The sequence below is a fragment of the Paraburkholderia sp. RL18-085-BIA-A genome, from assembly GCF_046027075.1.
GTDB lineage: Bacteria > Pseudomonadota > Gammaproteobacteria > Burkholderiales > Burkholderiaceae > Paraburkholderia.
Map to the genome: position 1 here is coordinate 53,611 of NZ_JARESU010000028.1, position 18,218 is coordinate 71,828.

Consider the following 18,218-nt stretch of genomic DNA (forward strand, 5'->3'; position numbering starts at 1 on the left):
CGATGAGCGCCGATTCTCGCAGCGGTAACGGCATGGCAACGGAGTCCCGACGCAAGACGGGCAAGACCCTGGAACTGCTCGAGGTTCGTGAGCGGCTCTCGCTTCCGGCAAAACTTCTTTTGCCTGCCTTCGTGTCGGTAGCGATTGTCGTCGTGTTGCCGTTGCTGTTTTCGCTTTATACGAGCTTCACCTCGTATCGGCTCACCGATCCGGACACGCTGACGCATTTCATCGGCTTGCATAACTACGTGCGGGCATTTTCGAACGGCGACTTCTGGGCGGCCTTCGCCCGGACGGTCCTGTTTCTGACCATCGCGCTGAACCTTGAAATGGTGCTGGGGCTGGGAATCGCTCTGCTATTGAACAGGGTCACGGTGGGACAGCGGGCGTTGCGTACCGTGATGATGTTCCCCATGATGTTTTCGCCGGTACTGGTTGGCTTCCAGTTCAAGTTCATGCTGAACGACAGCACCGGTGTCATCAACAGCATTCTGCAGTCGGTGTTTGGCGTCAAAACGGCGATTCCGTTTCTTGTGAATGAGAACTCGGCGCTTGCCTCGTTGATTGCGGCCGAGGTGTGGAACTCAACGCCGGTGTTTGCGGTGATTTTGCTGGCCGGCTTGATGGCGCTGCCCAAAGATCCGATTGAAGCATCGAAGGTAGATGGTTGCACACCGTGGCAAACCTTCAGGTATGTGACGCTACCTTACCTGATGCCGTTTATCTACATCGCGATGACGATCCGTTCGCTCGACGTGGGTCGAGCCTACGACATCGTTCGCATCATGACAAACGGCGGCCCCGGAGGCAGAACCGAGTTGCTATGGACGATGGTCGGGCGTATTGCATACGACGACTCGCACATGGGATACGCCAACGCCATTGCATACGTTTCGGTGCTGGTATCCATTTTGTTCACGCTGTATTTCTTCCGCAAACTGAATGCCGCGCGGCGGCACATGGGGCCAGCCTGACGTCATGAGCAATCTCACTTCAAGCCGCGCAGGCGACGTGCCGTTCGACTGGCGGCAACTCGCTCGCCAGTGCGCCCTGTGGTTTGGCGTATTTGTCGTGATGGCGATCATTTGCCTTCCCGGCCTGTGGGTCGTGCTGAATGCGTTTCGCTCGAATGTTTCCATTCTGTCGAATCAGTCACCCTTCACGGCGAGCAGCTACACGCTCGACAACTTCCGTAGCATGTTTGGCTTCGGGCAAATGGCTTCGTTGCCGGTCCGGCAGTACTTCGTGAATTCCCTGATCATCTCCTGTGTCAGCACCGCCGCGGCGCTCGCGGTCGGCATACTTGGTGGCTACGCGTTTGCCAGGTTCGACTTCCGTCACAAGAACCTGCTCTTCGTGGTGTTGATGCTGACGCGTGCCATTCCGGGCATCGCGCTTTCGTTACCGATCTTCATCCTGTGGGCGTGGACCGGTCTGCTCGATACGCGTCTCGGTGTGATCATCGTTTACCTGGCGATGAATGTGCCATTTACCGTGTGGCTGATTGACGGATTCTTCCGCGAAGTGCCGATCGAGCTGTCACAAGCGGCGATGATCGATGGATGCAACCGATGGCAGGCGTTCTGGCGTATCGAGCTTCCGCTGGCACGCTCCGGAATTGCATCGGCTGGAATCTTTGCGTTTCTGACGAGCTGGAACGAGTTCGCGCTGGCAAACCAGCTTTGCCGCAGTCCCGACACGAAGACCTTGCCAGTCGGTCTGATGGACTTTACGGCGCAATTTTCGGTCGATTGGGCGGGAATGTGCGCGATGGCCGTGGTCATCATTATCCCCGCCATCGTTCTGACGTTTATTGTGCAAAAGCATTTGATCTCGGGGCTGACGCTCGGTGGTGTAAAAGGCTAGGGCGTGCCTGAACGAACAAGAGAGGAGGCTATTCAATGACAATAATCGATGCAGTCGAGATCCGGCAGGTCGACCTGCAACCAAAAGTCAAACGGACCGACGCGATCCAGTCATTCGTCGTACAGGAAACCGTGCTCGTCACCATCCGATGTAGTGACGGCAGCACCGGCACCGGATACACGTACACGATCGGGACGGGCGGTTCGTCAGTCGTCGCGCTGCTGAAGGACCATCTTGGTCCGCGTCTGATTGGTCGTCATCCTGCGGAGTACGAAGCGATCTGGCGCGATCTGTTTTTTCACACTCACGCAACGGCCGTCGGCGCGATTACGAGTCTTGCATTGGCGGCCGTGGATACGGCGCTCTGGGACCGTAATACGCGTGTCGCGGGACTGCCCCTGGCGGTTGCAGCGGGTGGGGCGAAACAGCGCATCCGGACTTATACGACCGAAGGTGGCTGGTTGCATCTGTCGGATGCGGAACTGGTCGACCAGACGCAGCAGGCGCAGTCGCAAGGATTTCTGGGAGCCAAGCTGAAAGTGGGGCGTCCGCACATGTCAGAGGATGTGCGACGGCTCGATGCGGTGCGGACGGCGGTCGGTGACGGATTCGAACTCATGACCGACGCGAATCAGGGCTTCACGTATTCCGAGGCGCTGCGCCGCGCGAATGCGTTCGAACCATTCCGCCTTGCCTGGCTGGAAGAGCCGATGCCGGCGGAAAGCGTCGATGCGCATCGGCGTCTGAGTCTTGCGACGACGGTGCCGGTCGCCATTGGCGAATCGCTTTACCACCCCGGGCAGTTCGCGCAATACATGAAAGCAGACGCCTGCGCCATCGTGCAGGCAGATGTCGCGCGTGTCGGCGGTATCACGCCTTGGCTGAAAGTCGCGCACATCGCGGAAGCGCTGAACATGGATATCTGTCCGCATTTCCTGATGGAACTCCATGTCAGCCTTTGCGCTGCGGTTCCGAACGCCACATGGGTCGAGTACATTCCGCAACTCGACTCACTGACAGACAATCGCGTGCATATCGAAGCAGGGTTTGCAGTCGCGCCTCAGGAGCCTGGCATCGGAATCGATTGGGACTGGGGTGCCGTTAATGCGGCGCAGCGCGTTCATCTGTCCATTGACGCGAAGACATCGGCATGAACGCAAGAGAGGACACTGTGCGGCATTGCCTGACGCTCGACCTGAAGGACGACCCGGCGGCCATCAAGGCGTACGACCGATACCACGCTGACGTGTGGCCCGAAGTGCTCGCGCACCTTCGCGGCTCAGGCATCGAAGACATGACCATCTGGCGGCGCGGCAACCGTTTGATGATGCTCATCGAGACCGCACCCAATTTTCACTTGAGCCGCCTCATGGTGACAGCCGACAGTGCCCCACGGGTCAAGGAGTGGGAGCGATTGATGGCGACGTTTCAGCAAGCGTTGCCGGATTCGGTTGGAGAGGGATTGTGGCAACCCATGTCTGAAGTCTTCAATCTGCAAGTTCAGTCACGCGACGACGATAGCGTCGACTGACGTAACGAGAACCGAAGCAATTTCGCATACCTTGTCGCAGAGGTCGATTTGCCTGCCAGGGAGAGGCTCTGTTCGGGTGCGTATTCAACCGGTCGATGCAACACAATAGAAGCTGCGTGAGCGGCGGGAGTGTTGCAAATGAAGCAGAGACCTCGGATCTATTACAGCGAGAGCCAGAAGGCGCTGATGTGGGAACGTTGGCGGAAGGGAGAATCTCTCCAGAAGATCGCCCAGCTTTTTGACCGGAACCACTCGTCGGTACAAGGGATTCTGGCTGAGACGGGCGGGATCCAGCCACCACAAAGGCATCGATCGAGATTGGCGTTGACGCTGGCTGAACGCGAGGAGATATCGCGGGCGCTCGCGGCTGACGATTCGATTCAGTCGATCGCCATGCGGCTCTCACGGTCTCCCTCCACCATCTGCCGTGAAAAAATCAAGCGTAACAGCGCACCGGATGGCTACCGTGCAAGTCACGCCGATCAGCTTGCCTGGGATCGGGCGCAGCGTCCCAAAGTCTGTAAACTGGTCGAGCACCGAACGCTGGCGCAGATCGTGGCAGGCAAGCTGCAACTGCAGTGGTCACCGCAGCAGATTGCCGGATGGCTCAGGCGGACGTACCCAGCCAACGAGGACTACCACGTGTCCCACGAGACCATCTATCGCAGCCTCTTCATCCAGGCCCGCGGCGCCCTGAAGAAGGAGTTGCTGGAGCACTTGCAGCGCACCCGGGCCACGCGGCGTTCGCGCCATCACACGCACAAGACGGACGACCAGGGGAGGATTCGTGACACCGTCGACTCCGGGCGTTCGAATTTCTCGACTACAGTCGGTCAGGAAAATCACAAGTTGGACTCGCAACGTGATCGGCGGGAACTGCTCTAAATAGATTCGTGATCCGTTGGCGTTCGGCCGTGTGCACAATATCGACACGTGGAAGGAGCCGTGTGCTGTTTTCGCAACAGGCGGCGCCAAAATATTATTTAACACACGCCTTCGCCGGATTTTGATAGCCTTAGTCGGGGCAGAGGAAGAGCATCCAACGACAGGAGGACTTCACCATGCTGAGGTGGATCGCAAACTGGGCTGTGCACAATGCACTCACTCCGGAGAAACAAGCCGAAAGAGCGTTGCGAGAACTGCGTATGGAGCTTTTCCAGGCGGAGCAGCGCATCCTCGATGCGCAGTTGCATGCGGATTACTACCGCGCACGTCTGGCCTTTTGCGAGGAAGTCATAAAAAACGGTATCGAGCAGGTGGCCGACCAGCGCAAAGGTCAACAAGAATCCTCACAGGTGTCGCGGCCGGGACTCAAGCTCACAGCGGCTCAATAGTGAGTCGGTCTGAGACCTTTGTTCCGTACACCATGTGCCGGACGCGTAATCGGTCCCGCGCAGGCGGGTACGTTACTGCGATGTGCGGCACGCCTTCGCCGTAGCGATCGCGCAGAACACACCACCGATACCCGTGTTGTCACCGCGGCGGCACGAACCGGGTAGAAGGCCACACTGTACGCAGACGTCGGCGCATCAATCCACTTCGGGCCTTCGATGCTGCTGGCGTCGTCACCCAACAGAATCCGGTCGATGACGCCGCCAGCCCTGTCTTCGCCGAGCGCCCTGGTCAGCACGGATCGGATGTATCCCTTCGAGTCAATCGACAGCGTGGTATGTGTTTCCGCTTCCTTGATAAAGTCTTGCAGCACGACGTCGACGGCACCATGCGCGACGTTTTTCAGGGCGGCCATCGCGATGCTGATCTTTTGCACCTCCCGTGGGCCGAGGAACCGGAAGGCTTCGGCCGCCTCGTCTTCACGGAGCGACATCCGCAGCAGCGCAGCCTGGTTGATTCGTTCCGCGTTCAATGAGCGCTCCATGATTAACGGCTGCAACGATCTTCTGATCGTTCTTTGCCGGCATCGCCGAATAGTTCTGTTTTCATTCGGACGTTGGGAGCAATGCCCCGTCCGTCGGTCGTCTGCGTCTCAAAGACGTTAAAGGGCGGCGGACCTCGGGCTGGCCTGGGCGTCGCGCAGGTAGCGGCCAGACGCGTTGCGCGAGCCGTTCCGGTTTGAGTCCGGCGCCGTGCGCTGACATGAACGGCGCGGGATTCATGCGTCGGTCCCTCGCCCGACATCGCACAACCTTGTCTGCGAATTTCCGAATCCTGACGCCAGCCGCAATTGATGCGGCTGCGGAGGTGGGATTCCGGGTCGTCAATGCGCTTGCCGTTGACGACGATGCGTTTCAAAGAAAGCTACCCTTGCTTATCATGACTGGCACTCAAAGACTTTGCGGCGCTTATCATTGCTGTAGTGAGACGCTGCATTCCGCGACGGGGGTGCCGAGCAAGTCGAGCAGCGTGCATAGTCGTTGTCGATCCTGCGCCGACAGGCCGGGACGTCCTAGCAGGCATTCGACCTGTGATATCCAATAGTCACGACGGAGCAGCCACGGTCGACGAACCAGCGCGTTCAGCGCCTTCTCAAGTTGTCCGATCTCGATCTTCACTGTGTTCACGTTACGTCTCCTTTCGCGATTCTCTGAAACAGGGAATGTCACATAGCCTGTAATCGTTCCGGAGCCGACACTTCGTTCGGAATACATAGTGCCCGCTTCCATCCCCCTGCGCAGCGTTGGCGGCGCTCGGGCATCGGCTGTAAAGCAACACGCGCTACAAGTAGTTGAGCCATACCACCATCAGGACATAGAGGAGGACGAAGAGCCAACGCAAAATGAGACTACGTGACGTCCACATCGGCTATCTCCGTTGATACCGGGTGTTAAGCGAGGATTACCGACGCACTGTTCGTTCGATGCACCTGGCGCACCAGCCATACGTCGAGTCCCTTGGTCGCGGTCAAACAGGAAAGGTCCAGGAGCAATGGCAGCCACAGTTTTTGGGCAAACGTTTGCTTTTTCATGTCCAACCCGCCGTCACGGCATCGTTCAGGTATGCACGTATTACGGCGTCCCTTCCCAATATTTTGATTGGGATGAACCCTGATAAACCCGCCGCCCGCACCGGAGTCACGCAGTGCAATAATGCACGCCTCTCAGGTTTGGCATGGCCCTCGGAATGACCAGAATCCTTTGGCCGACACGACCTGGCGGCTTTTTTCGTCAGCATGTGGGCGGGCGCTCGTGCGAATCTGCGGACTCGGAAGTGTCGGACGGCCTTCCCATTGGAGAATTCGTTGATAGCGAGCACGGCCACTGTGGGTTGCGAGCCGGTACATCTTCCGGTTTGCTGACCGAGTGCATTGCGACGGGCGCATCTTCGGGTAAGCGCAAAGGCGAAGAAGGACGTCACGTCGCAGGCACCACTCTGACGGTCGGCATTTTCCACCGGCGACATCCATTCATTTCGCTGACCGCAAGCTAAACGCTTCTTGTCGCCCACTATGGGCTCGGTTCCCACCACTCAGATGCGGCCAAGGTCCAATACCGCGATCTCGTCACGTCTCGTACTCTAGTGATACGAGCATGCCGGTGCTCGCGCCTTCCGCCATTGGACGATTCACGATGGAAACAGCCAAACCCATTTGTCGTCGTCATCGATGACGATGAATCGGTGCGCCGGGCGATCAAGCGGCTATTGCGCTCCATTGGAATCGCGGTGGATTCGTTCACAAGCGGGAACGCTTTCCTGGAAGCATTGCGGTCAATGTCGCCTTACCCTGCCTGTCTGATCATTGATGTGTAGATGCCGGGGCTGAGTGGACTGGACGTTGGACAGCGTCAAGCAGGACGCCCGCTCGTGTGTACCGACAAACACGACCGGACGTAGTCATTGTCGCCGCCCACGTTGACCGCGTCGGGTCGCGTGCGGCCGATGGCCTACAGGCAGCGACCGGCCAATAGTTGCGGTTCACGCAACGCAGAAAGTCGTCATTCCAATCGCCGGTTCACTTCGGAACCTGCCGGATGCCCGATGGAAGTAAATCGGCGAGCGGTCGTTCGCATCTGTACGTAAGCAACGGTAAATGACCGATTCTGTCGTTACTCCTATGAAGCGTTAGCCAGACATGAATAATTTCCGCCGTTCGTTACATTACTGGCGTTTTGCGAGTGGCAAGAGCCCGGCCTCGGTCCGTGTTGTGCTAGAGGGCGCCGAGCTTTACTCGGCCGTCGCGAGGCGCGGACTCAAGCTGCTGAACAAGCTGCGCGGCTAGCGAGCTCATTGCGCTGGCAACGACCTTGCCGGACCTGCGCTTGAACCTCACCGCTCCGCCTGCAACTGCCCCCAGCTCACGAGAATCGCCTGGATGCTGCGCGCGTAGGCGTCGCGCTCGTGCGGCGATTCCGAGTGATACGCGCCGATTGCGCGCCATGTGTTGCCGAACCGCACCATCTTCTGCTTGAGCAGCCAGGCCGCCACAAAGATATTCACGCACGGGTCCGTGAGCGCGCGGTGCGGAATGCCCTGGCTCTTGAGCTCCGGAAAGTGGATCGAATTGATCTGCAATTGCCCCACGTCGATCGAACCGTTGGCGTTGCGGTTGATGGCAGTCGCGTCGCCTTTCGATTCGCGCCATGCCACGGCGCGCAGCACGAGCGGATTGACGCCCTGGTAAGCGCCGGCCTTGTCGAAGCAGTCGTCGGCGGGCGGGGCGGCTTGCGCGGCCGAACTGCCGAGTGCCAGCAGCGCCGCACAGGCGCAGATGGCCCACGAGCGCAAAGGGCGGAATGCGTTGGTCTTGTGCTGGTGCATGGGTCGAGGCTCCAGATCCTGCTTTACTGCGCCAGCGCGGAATCGAGCTGCCGCTCGATGTCCTTGAGATAGGTGCGCGACGCATCGGAGACGACGAGGCGCGGCGTCGGCGTCGCGCAGCGGCAATCGTGCTGGTGAGTCTTCTTCTTGTTGTGCGACGTCGAGCGCGGCGCGGGAAGGTCGTCGTCGTCGCCGGTGGAGGGCGGCAGCATGGCGAGCGTCGGCAGCGGCGGGTAGACCTTGTCCGCAGAGGCTGTGGTGGCAGCGGTGGCAGTGGCGGCCGCAGTTGCAGGCGCGCTGGCGGCGGGCTGGCCCGCCCATGCGGCCGAACTTAAGCATAGCGATGCCGCGGCGAAAGCAATCAGGCGCATCGTGTCAGCTCCCCGCATGCAGCGGCTCGATCGAGACGCTGTACGTCTGGTTAGCGCCGGCCGTAAGATTTTCGAGCGTGGGTTTGAGCCCCTGCTGCGGCACGCCCCGCCAGATCGCCTGGTTGATGTACTTGAAGTCCTGGCCCAGCGCCGTCGCGCGGATCACGGTGGGCTGCTTCTGCGCGGCGGCGAGCGCGCCCGCCTTGGCGAGCACCGCAGTCAGTTGCGGATCGCGCGCGCCGAGTGCATCGGCGGGAATGTCGAACTTCATGATCACGTTCGACACTGCAGGTTTCTCGGCTTGAGCCGTATTGGGCTGCTGCAGTTGTGCGCAGCCTGTCACAAACATTACGGCAAGTAAGAGCACAACGCGCGTCACGTCGGGATCTCCAAAGTTTCGTGGCGATGTACGTGTTTTCGGCTTGGGAAGCTGAGACTTGATACCCGGACGGCAAACGTTTGCGAAAAAGAAAGAGTTCGCTCTCGCGGCGCCGCTTCCCGGAAAGTGCGCTGCGCGCACCGCCGCCTTCGAGCAAAGAACTTCTTGCCCTGTCGGGTAAAGCCACAGTCATTAAGGCTCGTGAGACTGCAAGTGGCGAGCTTGACTGTCATCTCGCTTCGTTTGCGGCGCCGACTCGTCCGATGACCTTTTATCTGCACTATTAAGGAAGGCGCTCAGTGCGCAGCTGACCCCGGACATATGATTCGCGCAGAACTAGTCATTCGTCGAAGGTGGTGAGTAGTATGTGGCGGATGACCGCAATGTCCGATCACTTGTCCGTGAGTGAACGTATCGAGCGACCGCTCGACTCTGATTGTGTTGAAAAAGTCGCCTGGTACGCGGATTCATAGGTATCCTGGAACACATCGATCGACCGGAGTGCATCGTCATGATGGGTCAGTTGGGTGCCGGGCAAGACAAGCTTTTCTACTGGTTCAACCTCGATAGTCACGTGCCTCGCACACATCTGCTGCGAGGTATCGATCAGGTTCTCGATCTCGGTGATCTTCGCCAGCATCTCGCGCCGTTCTACAGCCCGATGGGCCGACCGTCGATTGACCCAGAACGCATGATTCGCATGCTGATAGTGGGCTACTGCTTCGGCATTCGCTCCGAGCGCAAGCTATGCGAAGAGGTCCATCTCAACCTGGCCTATCGATGGTTCTGTCGCCTGGGCCTGGAGGACGATGTACCTGAACATTCGACGTTCTCCAAGAATCGCCACGGGCGTTTCCGCGACAGCGATGTGTTGCGTCACGTGTTCGAGTCGGTGCTGAGCCGTTGCATGGCCGAGGGGCTCGTCAAGGGTGAAGGATTCGCCATTGATGCAAGCATCATCAATGCCGATGCGAGCCGTTTCAGCGCGGTGGCGGGAACGCAGCCTGTTGACTGGGGGCATGTCGCCGGGCAAAGTCGCGCCGTCCGGGAATATCTCCGTGGGCTTGAGGAAGCCAATCCAGTGAGCGCCGACACAGCGCAACCATCAGGGTCATCGGCGACGTCAAAGAAGATATCCCTGACCGATCCTGCCTCGAGCTGGACGGCGGCTTCCGGTAGCCCTGCCTTCTTTGCCTACTCGACCAACTATCTGATTGATCTGCACGCGGGGATCATCGTAGACGTCGAAGCGACAGCCGCGAACCGAACATACGAAGTGGACTCGACCAGGACGATGGTCGACCGCGTGGAGCGACGGTTTAATCTGAAGCCCCACCGTCTCGTTGGCGACACGGCGTATGGCTCGGCAGCATTGCTTGACTGGATGATCGTGCAGAAGGAGATTGCCCCTCATGTTCCGGTCTGGGACAACACCACACGCAAGGACAACACGTTCTCCAGTAGCGAGTTTCATTGGGACGAGCTGGCCAACGAATATCGTTGTCCTGCAGGACGCGCGTTACGCAGCGACCGGCGCCAGTTTAAAAGATCGCGTACCCGTATCACGAAGGCAGACACGGTTATCTACCGATCGAGCCAATTCGACTGTGCTGGCTGTTCGATGAAGGATCGCTGCTGTCCGAATACGCCCATGCGCAAAATCGCCCGCAGCATTTACGAAGCCGCGCGCGACGAAGCCAGGCGCATTGCGACAACACCAGAATACAAACAATCATGCCGGGAGCGAAAGAAGGTGGAAATGCTCTTTGCCCACCTCAAACGTATCCTCAAGCTTGACCGCTTGCGACTGCGTGGGCCAACAGGTGCGCACGACGAGTTCCTGCTGGCGGCAACGGCTCAAAACCTGCGACGAATGGCCAAGCGGATCATGCCTGGAAACACAAAGATGAGGTTTGCTGCTGGGTGATGCGCAACGGAGCGCTTGCTCCGACAAGATCCACATCTTCGAAAACAGAGACAGCGCTAGTGCGAGGATCGCTAGCTCATTGCCCAGTATCAAAACAAGACTTTTTCAACACAATCCGGCCTATAACGGCCGTCCCAACTCCGATGGGCGAGCGGCACTTCGGCCGACATGCTGCCGCACGGACTAGAAAAATGGATGGCCGTAGCACCTCGCAAGCGGCCGTTGAAGTCGCACGGACGCGACCGGCAGTTGTGGGTCCGGTTAGAGGCGGTCACGTCGTACTGTCACAGCGGCCGCGGGCGCGCCATGACAACCTTCGTCGCGAATGAATAAACAGCGGTCGACGCCGGAAAGAAGAATCAGACGCCTTTCAGCGCAGCGCGCACAAACGAGACGAACCGTGATGTAACTGGATTTTTCTGCGCATCCGCCCACACAAGCCCTACGCGCCACTTCGCGTGCTTCCCGCGAAGCGGCAGCACGGTAGCGTCCCGAAGGAGATGTTGCGCACGCGACGGAACGAACGCGACGCCGACTCCAGCAGCGACAGATGCCAGGACAGACTGCACATCATCAGCCTGTTGCGTCACGTTTGGTATAAAGCTCTGTTCGCGACACCAGCTTTCGACTTGAGCAGCGAGTCCGGGCCCACGCGCACGCCGCAAGGCCAGGAAACCTATTTCATTCAGCTTGCCAAAATCGGAGGGAAGACGCACGTGCTCAAGGCGTGGGGGTAACGCCAGCGCCAGTGTCTCCTCGACCACACGAAGCGACGAGAGGCCGTCGACCGAGGGCACCCGCATAAAGCCCACATCCAGCTTCCCCGCCAGAAGGCGGCGAGTTTGCTCAGCGGAAGACAGGTCACTCAACGCGACGGCAATGTCCGGATACTGCTGATGGAAGTCGGCAACGATCTGCGGCGCGATCGTCAGCACGGACAGACAAATGCCGATCCGCAAATGCCCACGCCTGCCGCTGCCTGCCTCTCGCGCACGCGCGAGAATCTCGTCGGCGTCGTAGACGAGCGCTTGCGCATCGGGCAGGAAAATTTCCCCGAACCGCGTCAGCTCCGCGCCATGCCGGCCCCGCTCAAACAGCTTCGCGCCCAGGCTCGCCTCCAGCGCGCCAATCTGTTTGCTCAACGCCGGCTGACTCATGTGCAGAGCGTCCGCCGCGCGCCCGAAATGACGCAGTTCGACGACCGACAAAAACGTTTTCAGCAGTTTGAGTTCCATTCCGTCTCGTTATCGTATTGATCGAATCATTCATTTTACTAATCGATGATCGAGTTGTTCAATACGGATATGTCTTCTCACACGCGATTACCCATGGCCTCAACAAGCCCTAAGCGTCATCCACACCGGCTGGGCCGCACAGATGTCTCGGTTGACGACCACGCCGGCGATCCCGAACCTGCGCCGGATCCTTTGGTTGGTAGGGAGCGCCCCCCTCGTCGGCCTCGTTTCGCCGGCGTATTCTCGGCAGGCGATGGCCACGTTCAGGCGGGCGCGATCGCCGTGAGCTTCGCCGTCGTCTCTCGCAAACGATGGCCACGCTGAACTAGGCCGTTCCCTGGGGCCGCGGTTCATGTCAGCCGACGCGACTTTGGACATTGACAGGGGAATGATGGCACGTCGGCTGTGGCCGGGTGCGGCTGCGGATTCAACTGGTCGATGCAACGATTTGCGACCGTCTGTTACCGGGCCGGCACGAGACGATCGCTGAAGTCGCTTGCCCCCGCTCGTCGGTGTCGACCTACCTGAAATGCTACTGGCGCTGGGTTGTCCGCCACAAATGAGGTGGAGGTTCGAGCGTGTCATCGTCGCCGACACAATCTCGGCTCGCTGCAAAATCGTTCAATACTTTTGGTTTGAATCTACCTAGCATTCCCTCCACCGCTTATTTTTTTGGAGAGATGCTTTGTTATTGCAAAACGAACCAAGCGGCGCTAACGCCATTGAAGCCCCGCCCGAGCCGGAGCGTTGTGTCATCGTCGTGGACGAAGCGCTCCCGCCCGGCAAGGCCTCGAACGCCGCTGCAGTGGTCGCGTTCACGCTGGGCCAGCGCCACAGCCGTCTCGTCGGAGAGCCCTTGCGAGAGCAGGACGGCACGGCGCACCCTGGTCTCATTCCCATTGGCATCCCGGTTCTCAAAGCCACGGCTGATCAGTTGAACGCGCTGCGCCAGAAATCGCTGGCGCACTGCGACGTGGTCGACTTTCCTGTGCAAGGACAGGCCACCGTCGACTACGACGCCTTTCTACACGCGGTGCGCGTGCTGCCGGGCGAGTCTCTCCAGTACCTGGCAGTCGGACTGGTCGGGCCCAGGAAGAAGGTCGGCAAACTGGTCGGCGGCTTCGCCCTGTTCGCATGATGGGTGCACACCTTACCGCGGAGCTCCACGGCCAGGTCTGGTCTGTGGGCATAGACCGTCCGGAAAAGCGCAATGCACTGAACGGCCCTCTGTTCGAAGCGTTGGCAAACACCTTGCGCCTGGCGCAAGGAGACGTGCGCGTTCATTGCCTGCTGCTGCACGGAACCAGCGAATGTTTTTGCTCGGGCCACGACACGGCCGAATTCGGCTCCCTGTGGCCGCAGGCAGCCAAAGGCGCGGTCGCGGGCTGCATCGAGGCCTTCGCTGACCAGCCCAAGCCGCTCGTGGCAGCAGTCAATGGCGCGGCGGTGGGGTTTGGTGCCACGATGCTGCTACATGCCGACTGGGTGGTCGCCGGCGAGGGGGCCGTGTTCCGCTTTCCGTTTGTCGATCTGGGCATCGTGCCTGAAGCCGGCGCAACCGCGTTGCTGGCCCGGCGGGTGGGCGATCTGTGCGCTCGCGAATGGCTCATGAGCGGCCGGCCGATAACGGCCGCGGAGGCATTGCAGCAGGGCTTCGTTTCGCGCGTGGTGCCAGACGCGGATGTGCGCGCAACTGCCGACGAATACTGCGCGATGCTATCCACCAAGCCGTCCACAGCGTTGCAAAGTATGCGGCGCTTGATGCTGAAGGGCGCCACGCTGCCGGCCGGCGAAGCCATCCGGCGCGAGCTTGCCCACCTGAATGCTTTCATTCCTGCCGTTACCTGGCGCTCGATCCCTCATGCATAAAGTTCACGTCGTCCACGCCCACCCGGAGCCGCGCTCCTTCTGCACGGCCATGGCCCACGAGGCCCAGCGCCTGCTGGAGTTGCGCGGCGACGATGTGAGCTTTTCAGACCTCTACGCGCTCAACTTCGATCCCGTGGTCCGCCCCAGCGATTTCACCGAACGCGCCAACGGCGATTATCTCGTCTACGCCAGGGAGCAGCGCCACGCACTTGAGCGCAATGCCCTTGCGCCCGACATCCAGCGGGAAGTTGACGCGCTGCTGACCAGCGATACGCTGTTGCTGGTGTTTCCACTCTACTGGTTTTCGGTGCCTGCACTCATCAAGGGATGGATCGACCGCTGCTTCCTGTCCGGCGCGATGTACGGCGGCAAGCGCATCTACGGTCGCGGCGGGATGGTCGGTAAGCGCGCAGTGGTCGGGGTAAGCTTGGGCGGCCGGGAGCACATGTTCGGGCCGCAAGGGATACATGGCGAACTTGCAGGCGGCATGCTGCGTCACCTGCTCCAGGGAACCCTGGGTTACGTCGGTTATGAAGTACTCGATCCGTTCTTTGCCTGGCACATTCCTTACTGTTCGCACGCTCAGCGGCTCGACACGCTCAAGCGTTGGGGCGACTTCATCGCCCGCCTCGACGAGCAGCCGCGCATGCCGATGCCGCGGCTGGAGGAATATGATGAAGTCTTCCAGCCACTTCTGGGGGCGGCCTCACCATGAACACCAATGGACCGACGAAGACAATCAAGCTCTGGCACGCGCCGGACGTCATGGACGCCGTCATGCTCAAGGGTCAATTCGTCGGCCACCGCTATCCGCCGCACGCGCACGATACGCATTGCCTTGCGGTGATTACGGGTGGGGCGCTGGCGGTCGAAGTTCAGGACCAGCGACGCGTGTGCCGCCGTGGCGACGTGATCGTCATCGATGCCGACGTGGTGCACTTCGGTTCGGCCGCCGGCGATGGGCAATGGAAGATGCGCGTGGCACATGTGCAGCCCGCAGCCCTGGCCGCCTACTGCGAGAGGATTGGCATTCCCCGACGCGAGCGGTTCGACATGCCGAGTCCGTTCGTCGTCGACGCCGAATTGTCGCAGCAGCTCTACGGCGTGAACTGGTGTTCCGAGGTGGACGAGGACTGCTTCAAGCGCAGTGAAACGCTGGCCCGCGCCGTCATCGGCTTGCATGCCCGACACGCGGGCCGGTCTGCCGCCCTGCCCGTGGTGCGCAGCGAGCCTGCGCTGGTGCGCGCGGTCAAGTCCCGCCTGCGCGACGAACTACACTCACACCTGACCTTGTCGACGCTTGCGCGCAAGTTCGGCGTGACGCCTTTCGTGCTGCTGCGTGCCTTTGTGCGCGACGCGGGATTGAGCCCGCATGCCTTCCAGCAACAGGAGCGCGTGCGCAGTGCGATGCCGTTGTTGCGAGCCGGCAGGCCCATTGCGGAGGTGAGCGCGCAAATGGGTTTTGCTGACCAATCGCACTTTACACGCGTGTTCAAGCAGCAGACTGGCGTGACGCCGAAGGTCTATCAGGCCGCCTTCTCATGATGCAGAGAGTTTCTGCCACCGTCTCCGTGTGTTGCAGGTCGACGGCCCCGACCACCGACGTTACGATTTCCGTGATCTCGTGAGCATGTATGGCCCACCCCGCGCTGGGCGCGGTAGCCCAAGCCGTAGTTTGCGAACGTCTCGTAAGAACACAAGAGCAAACGTTAGGAAAATCGGACGGAATGACTCAAACGGGTCGAGTGCGGAAATCGGTGCAGGCCGACGGTCGCGGAGCCCGGCCAGATCAGCGCTTGCGAACTCGGCCATTAAGCCCGTTGCTCGGCTCCAGAGTAGGTCGCGGCGTGGGAAAACCGATTGCGCTTGGGCACGGGGTGATCCATAAGCGAACGTCTATGATGTTGCAAGCAATGTCTGATTATCGTGAAAGTACATGCGGCCGTATGCTTGTTTCTTGCAGTCAGAAGGTTTGGGGCGGGGTGATGAGGCGCGTCACTACCGCGTTATGCACTCTGGCAGCGCTGCGAGTGCACCGGCAATAAGGAGACGACGCGGTCTACGCCGCGTACCAATGTAAATGGCGACTACCATTATTTTTTCCCATGCTGCGTGTCTGGATCATCGCCCGGGCCCAGACCATCCGGAATCGCCGGAACGTCTGAAGGTTGTGTTGCGCGCGTTGCAGTCGCCGGAATTTGCGGCGCTGGAATGGCGCGATGCGCCGATGGGCACACTCGATCAGGTGCAATTGATCCACGACCAGGCCTTCGTCGATGAGGTCATGGAGACCGCCCCGCAGCAGGGTTATGTGCCGCTCGATGCGGGCGACACAGTGATGTCGCCAGGCTCCTGGGAAGCCGTGATGCGCTGCGTCGGCGCGGCTTGTGCCGGCGTTGATGCGGTGATGAACGCGCAGGCGCGCAACGCGTTTTGCGCCACGCGTCCGTGTGGTCATCACGCGGAGCCAGCGAGGGCAATGGGTTTTTGCATTTTCAACCAGGCTGCAATCGCTGCGGCTTACGCTCATGAAGTACACAAGCTGGAGCGCGTCGCGGTCGTCGACTTCGACGTCCATCACGGCAACGGCACCCAGGCAGCATTTTTCAACCGCCCGGAGCTGTTTTACGCCTCCAGCCACCAGTCGCCTTTGTATCCCGGTACGGGCGCCGCATCTGAGACCGGCGTGAACCACAACATTGTCAATGTCCCGTTGCCCCGTGGATGTGATTCGGCACTCTTCCGTGCACGGATCGAGTCCGACATGTTGCCGGCAGTACGCCAGTTCAGCCCCCAACTCATCGTCATTTCGGCAGGCTTCGACGCGCATCGACTGGACCCACTTGCAAGCCTGAACCTCGAGGACAGCGATTTTCGTTGGATTACCAGTGAGTTGATGCGTATTGCCGATGCGACATGCGAGGGGCGCATCGTTTCGATTCTGGAAGGGGGTTATAGCCTGGAGGCCCTGGCCACTGGCACGATGGCGCATGTCCGCGCCTTAATGAATGTTGAGGTCGACCGATCAGGCTCACAGGTTACCGGAGCTACGCAGTGACTTCCGGCCGTGACCGGCCAGTTTCGGTCGCCTATCGTCTGCGGCCGAGCGGCCGCTGTCGAACTGGTTTGAGCCGGTCGCCCAGTGGACAGATAACGCCACAACGGGCCGGTGTGCTCCCGGCCCGTTGTGGCGTTAGATACGCACAGCATTGCTGAAAAACGGCGGAAGCGCTGTGCCTTCGATCACGCTGCCTTGAGGAGTCCAAGTTGTTGCAGCGCCGTCACGCCGTCGTCCAGCCCGATTTCTTCGACGATCTTGCCGCCATTGAGCCGTAGCACGGTCGTGCCAGTGAAGCGCATTTTCCGTCCGGTCGCGGCCGGCAGCGATCCAATGAGGAAATCGCTGAATGCCGGACCGGTATGTGTGCCTCCACCCTCCCAACGGCCGACTACATAGTCCCCCTCGGCGATGAGATCAGCGGCGCCCCAGAAGTTGAGATCCGGAAACGCTCGGCGGAAATCGGTCATGAAGGCCTTGATGTCCTCGCGGCCACGGCGCGCCTCGTGCAGCGAGTATTGAAGAAGCATGTCAGGAGCAGCAAGTTCGTCGACGATGTCGAGGTTGCATGTCTTGCCCCAGAAATCGCTGAACCAGCGGCCCACGACGGCCTTGTTGTCATCTTCCCTGGACATGGTGAATTCCTCATTGACTGTGGTTGAAAGAGGGAAACGCAATCGCCTCCCTCTGTCTGCACAATATTGGCGCCAGCAGTCAGCCGCCCCCCGTTTCTTGCTGCAATACTCGATAAACCGACACACGTCTTGTGGTGGCGATTGTCACTACGCGCGTCGTTCGTAAGCGACGGTGCCAGGAGGCGTAGCGACATGAAATAGACAGCAAGAATCGGGGTGCCTATGCCGACCTGCTGCCATAACCTGTCCATGCGATCGCACAGTAACCGAGGCCGGCGGACGAAGGGTGATGCGCTCGAACCGCCAGCATCTTGCGGGCGCCCGGAGTGCCAATTCCGTCATCGGCGTAGCGCTCGCCTGTCCCTCATTGAAAGGAGTTCAACCATGTTGCCATTTCTCTCGTTTCACGCGCTCGCAGCCCAACGCGGCGATGGACTGCGCCCTGAACTTCTAGCCTTATTTGAACGCCATGCGCGATCAGAGACTGGTCTCGCCGCCATCATCGAACCTGTCGAAACAGAGTCTCTTTCCCAGGTCGCAGGCGCCGTCTCCAATGGTCCTGTGAAGGAGTGACGGGCCGATGAGGCGTCGGCGAACGTCTTATGCTCCCGCTGGAGCGGACAGTAGGTCATGA

General features: G+C 60.0%; 19 protein-coding genes and 2 pseudogenes. 13 read left to right on the forward strand and 8 right to left on the reverse strand.

From position 1 onward, the window contains the following. The first annotated feature begins 32 nt into the window (after positions 1-32). The 6 genes and pseudogenes from P0D89_RS20425 to P0D89_RS20450 all read left to right on the forward strand — a co-directional run bounded on the left by P0D89_RS20425 (position 33) and on the right by P0D89_RS20450 (position 4,731). The gene (locus P0D89_RS20425) at positions 33-974 is read left to right on the forward strand and encodes a carbohydrate ABC transporter permease (RefSeq protein WP_408361712.1); all 942 of its coding nucleotides are present in this window, start codon (positions 33-35) and stop codon (positions 972-974) included. A gap of 100 nt (positions 975-1,074) precedes the next feature. Beyond that, positions 1,075-1,866: a carbohydrate ABC transporter permease gene (locus P0D89_RS20430; RefSeq protein WP_408361711.1), complete on the forward strand. Its 792-nt coding sequence runs from the start codon at positions 1,075-1,077 to the stop codon at positions 1,864-1,866. A gap of 35 nt (positions 1,867-1,901) precedes the next feature. Then, positions 1,902-3,020 carry a mandelate racemase/muconate lactonizing enzyme family protein gene (locus P0D89_RS20435; RefSeq protein WP_408361686.1) on the forward strand — a complete coding sequence of 373 codons (1,119 nt, stop codon included), beginning with the start codon at positions 1,902-1,904 and terminating at the stop codon, positions 3,018-3,020. After that, the gene (locus tag P0D89_RS20440) at positions 3,017-3,397 is read left to right on the forward strand and encodes an L-rhamnose mutarotase (protein ID WP_408361685.1); all 381 of its coding nucleotides are present in this window, start codon (positions 3,017-3,019) and stop codon (positions 3,395-3,397) included. The genes P0D89_RS20435 and P0D89_RS20440 overlap by 4 nt, the downstream gene beginning before the upstream one ends. A 138-nt stretch (positions 3,398-3,535) precedes the next feature. Beyond that, a pseudogene (locus tag P0D89_RS20445) lies at positions 3,536-4,195 on the forward strand (transposase); the annotation flags it as partial. Positions 4,196-4,458: 263 nt separating this feature from the next. After that, positions 4,459-4,731 (forward strand): hypothetical protein, encoded by a 273-nt coding sequence (locus tag P0D89_RS20450; RefSeq protein WP_408361684.1) that lies wholly within the window; start codon positions 4,459-4,461, stop codon positions 4,729-4,731. A 179-nt stretch (positions 4,732-4,910) separates the two neighbouring features. Here P0D89_RS20450 and fliG read toward each other — a convergent pair. The 6 genes and pseudogenes from fliG to P0D89_RS20480 all read right to left on the reverse strand — a co-directional run. Next, positions 4,911-5,261 (reverse strand): annotated as a pseudogene (gene fliG, locus P0D89_RS20455) (flagellar motor switch protein FliG); the annotation flags it as partial. Positions 5,262-5,275: 14 nt separating this feature from the next. Beyond that, entirely contained in the window at positions 5,276-5,647 is a 372-nt protein-coding gene (locus P0D89_RS20460) for a hypothetical protein (protein ID WP_408361683.1), read from the reverse strand. Between the two features lie 53 nt (positions 5,648-5,700). Next, positions 5,701-5,916, reverse strand: coding sequence for a hypothetical protein (locus tag P0D89_RS20465; RefSeq protein ID WP_408361682.1), 216 nt, complete (start codon positions 5,914-5,916; stop codon positions 5,701-5,703). Positions 5,917-7,618: 1,702 nt separating this feature from the next. Then, positions 7,619-8,110: a lytic transglycosylase domain-containing protein gene (locus P0D89_RS20470; protein ID WP_408361681.1), complete on the reverse strand. Its 492-nt coding sequence runs from the start codon at positions 8,108-8,110 to the stop codon at positions 7,619-7,621. A gap of 23 nt (positions 8,111-8,133) precedes the next feature. Continuing rightward, positions 8,134-8,481: a hypothetical protein gene (locus P0D89_RS20475; protein WP_408361680.1), complete on the reverse strand. Its 348-nt coding sequence runs from the start codon at positions 8,479-8,481 to the stop codon at positions 8,134-8,136. Between the two features lie 4 nt (positions 8,482-8,485). Further along, positions 8,486-8,860, reverse strand: coding sequence for a hypothetical protein (locus P0D89_RS20480; protein WP_408361679.1), 375 nt, complete (start codon positions 8,858-8,860; stop codon positions 8,486-8,488). 511 nt (positions 8,861-9,371) lie between these two features. Here P0D89_RS20480 and P0D89_RS20485 point away from each other — a divergent pair. Beyond that, positions 9,372-10,787: a transposase gene (locus P0D89_RS20485; protein ID WP_408361678.1), complete on the forward strand. Its 1,416-nt coding sequence runs from the start codon at positions 9,372-9,374 to the stop codon at positions 10,785-10,787. 359 nt (positions 10,788-11,146) lie between these two features. Here P0D89_RS20485 and P0D89_RS20490 read toward each other — a convergent pair whose 3' ends face one another. Further along, positions 11,147-12,022 (reverse strand): LysR family transcriptional regulator, encoded by an 876-nt coding sequence (locus P0D89_RS20490; RefSeq protein WP_408361677.1) that lies wholly within the window; start codon positions 12,020-12,022, stop codon positions 11,147-11,149. Positions 12,023-12,707: 685 nt separating this feature from the next. Here P0D89_RS20490 and P0D89_RS20495 point away from each other — a divergent pair. The 5 genes from P0D89_RS20495 to P0D89_RS20515 all read left to right on the forward strand — a co-directional run bounded on the left by P0D89_RS20495 (position 12,708) and on the right by P0D89_RS20515 (position 16,949). After that, positions 12,708-13,160: a DUF2000 domain-containing protein gene (locus P0D89_RS20495; RefSeq protein ID WP_408361676.1), complete on the forward strand. Its 453-nt coding sequence runs from the start codon at positions 12,708-12,710 to the stop codon at positions 13,158-13,160. After that, positions 13,160-13,891: an enoyl-CoA hydratase/isomerase family protein gene (locus P0D89_RS20500; protein ID WP_408377032.1), complete on the forward strand. Its 732-nt coding sequence runs from the start codon at positions 13,160-13,162 to the stop codon at positions 13,889-13,891. The genes P0D89_RS20495 and P0D89_RS20500 overlap by 1 nt, the downstream gene beginning before the upstream one ends. Then, a complete protein-coding gene (locus P0D89_RS20505; RefSeq protein WP_408361674.1) occupies positions 13,884-14,606 on the forward strand; it encodes an NAD(P)H-dependent oxidoreductase in 723 nt (240 codons plus the stop codon). The genes P0D89_RS20500 and P0D89_RS20505 overlap by 8 nt, the downstream gene beginning before the upstream one ends. Further along, positions 14,603-15,436, forward strand: a complete 834-nt coding sequence (locus P0D89_RS20510; protein ID WP_408361673.1) for a helix-turn-helix domain-containing protein — start codon at positions 14,603-14,605, stop codon at positions 15,434-15,436. The genes P0D89_RS20505 and P0D89_RS20510 overlap by 4 nt, the downstream gene beginning before the upstream one ends. Positions 15,437-15,971: 535 nt before the next feature. Beyond that, entirely contained in the window at positions 15,972-16,949 is a 978-nt protein-coding gene (locus P0D89_RS20515; protein ID WP_408361672.1) for a histone deacetylase family protein, read from the forward strand. Positions 16,950-17,134: 185 nt separating this feature from the next. Here the strand turns inward: P0D89_RS20515 and P0D89_RS20520 are convergent, their stop codons facing one another. Further along, complete coding sequence (locus P0D89_RS20520; protein WP_408361710.1) at positions 17,135-17,584, reverse strand: ester cyclase; 450 nt, start codon at positions 17,582-17,584, stop codon at positions 17,135-17,137. A 384-nt stretch (positions 17,585-17,968) separates the two neighbouring features. On the opposite strand from P0D89_RS20520, the gene P0D89_RS20525 reads away from it, so the two are divergent. Beyond that, positions 17,969-18,157, forward strand: a complete 189-nt coding sequence (locus P0D89_RS20525; RefSeq protein WP_408361671.1) for a hypothetical protein — start codon at positions 17,969-17,971, stop codon at positions 18,155-18,157. Positions 18,158-18,218 lie beyond the last annotated feature (61 nt).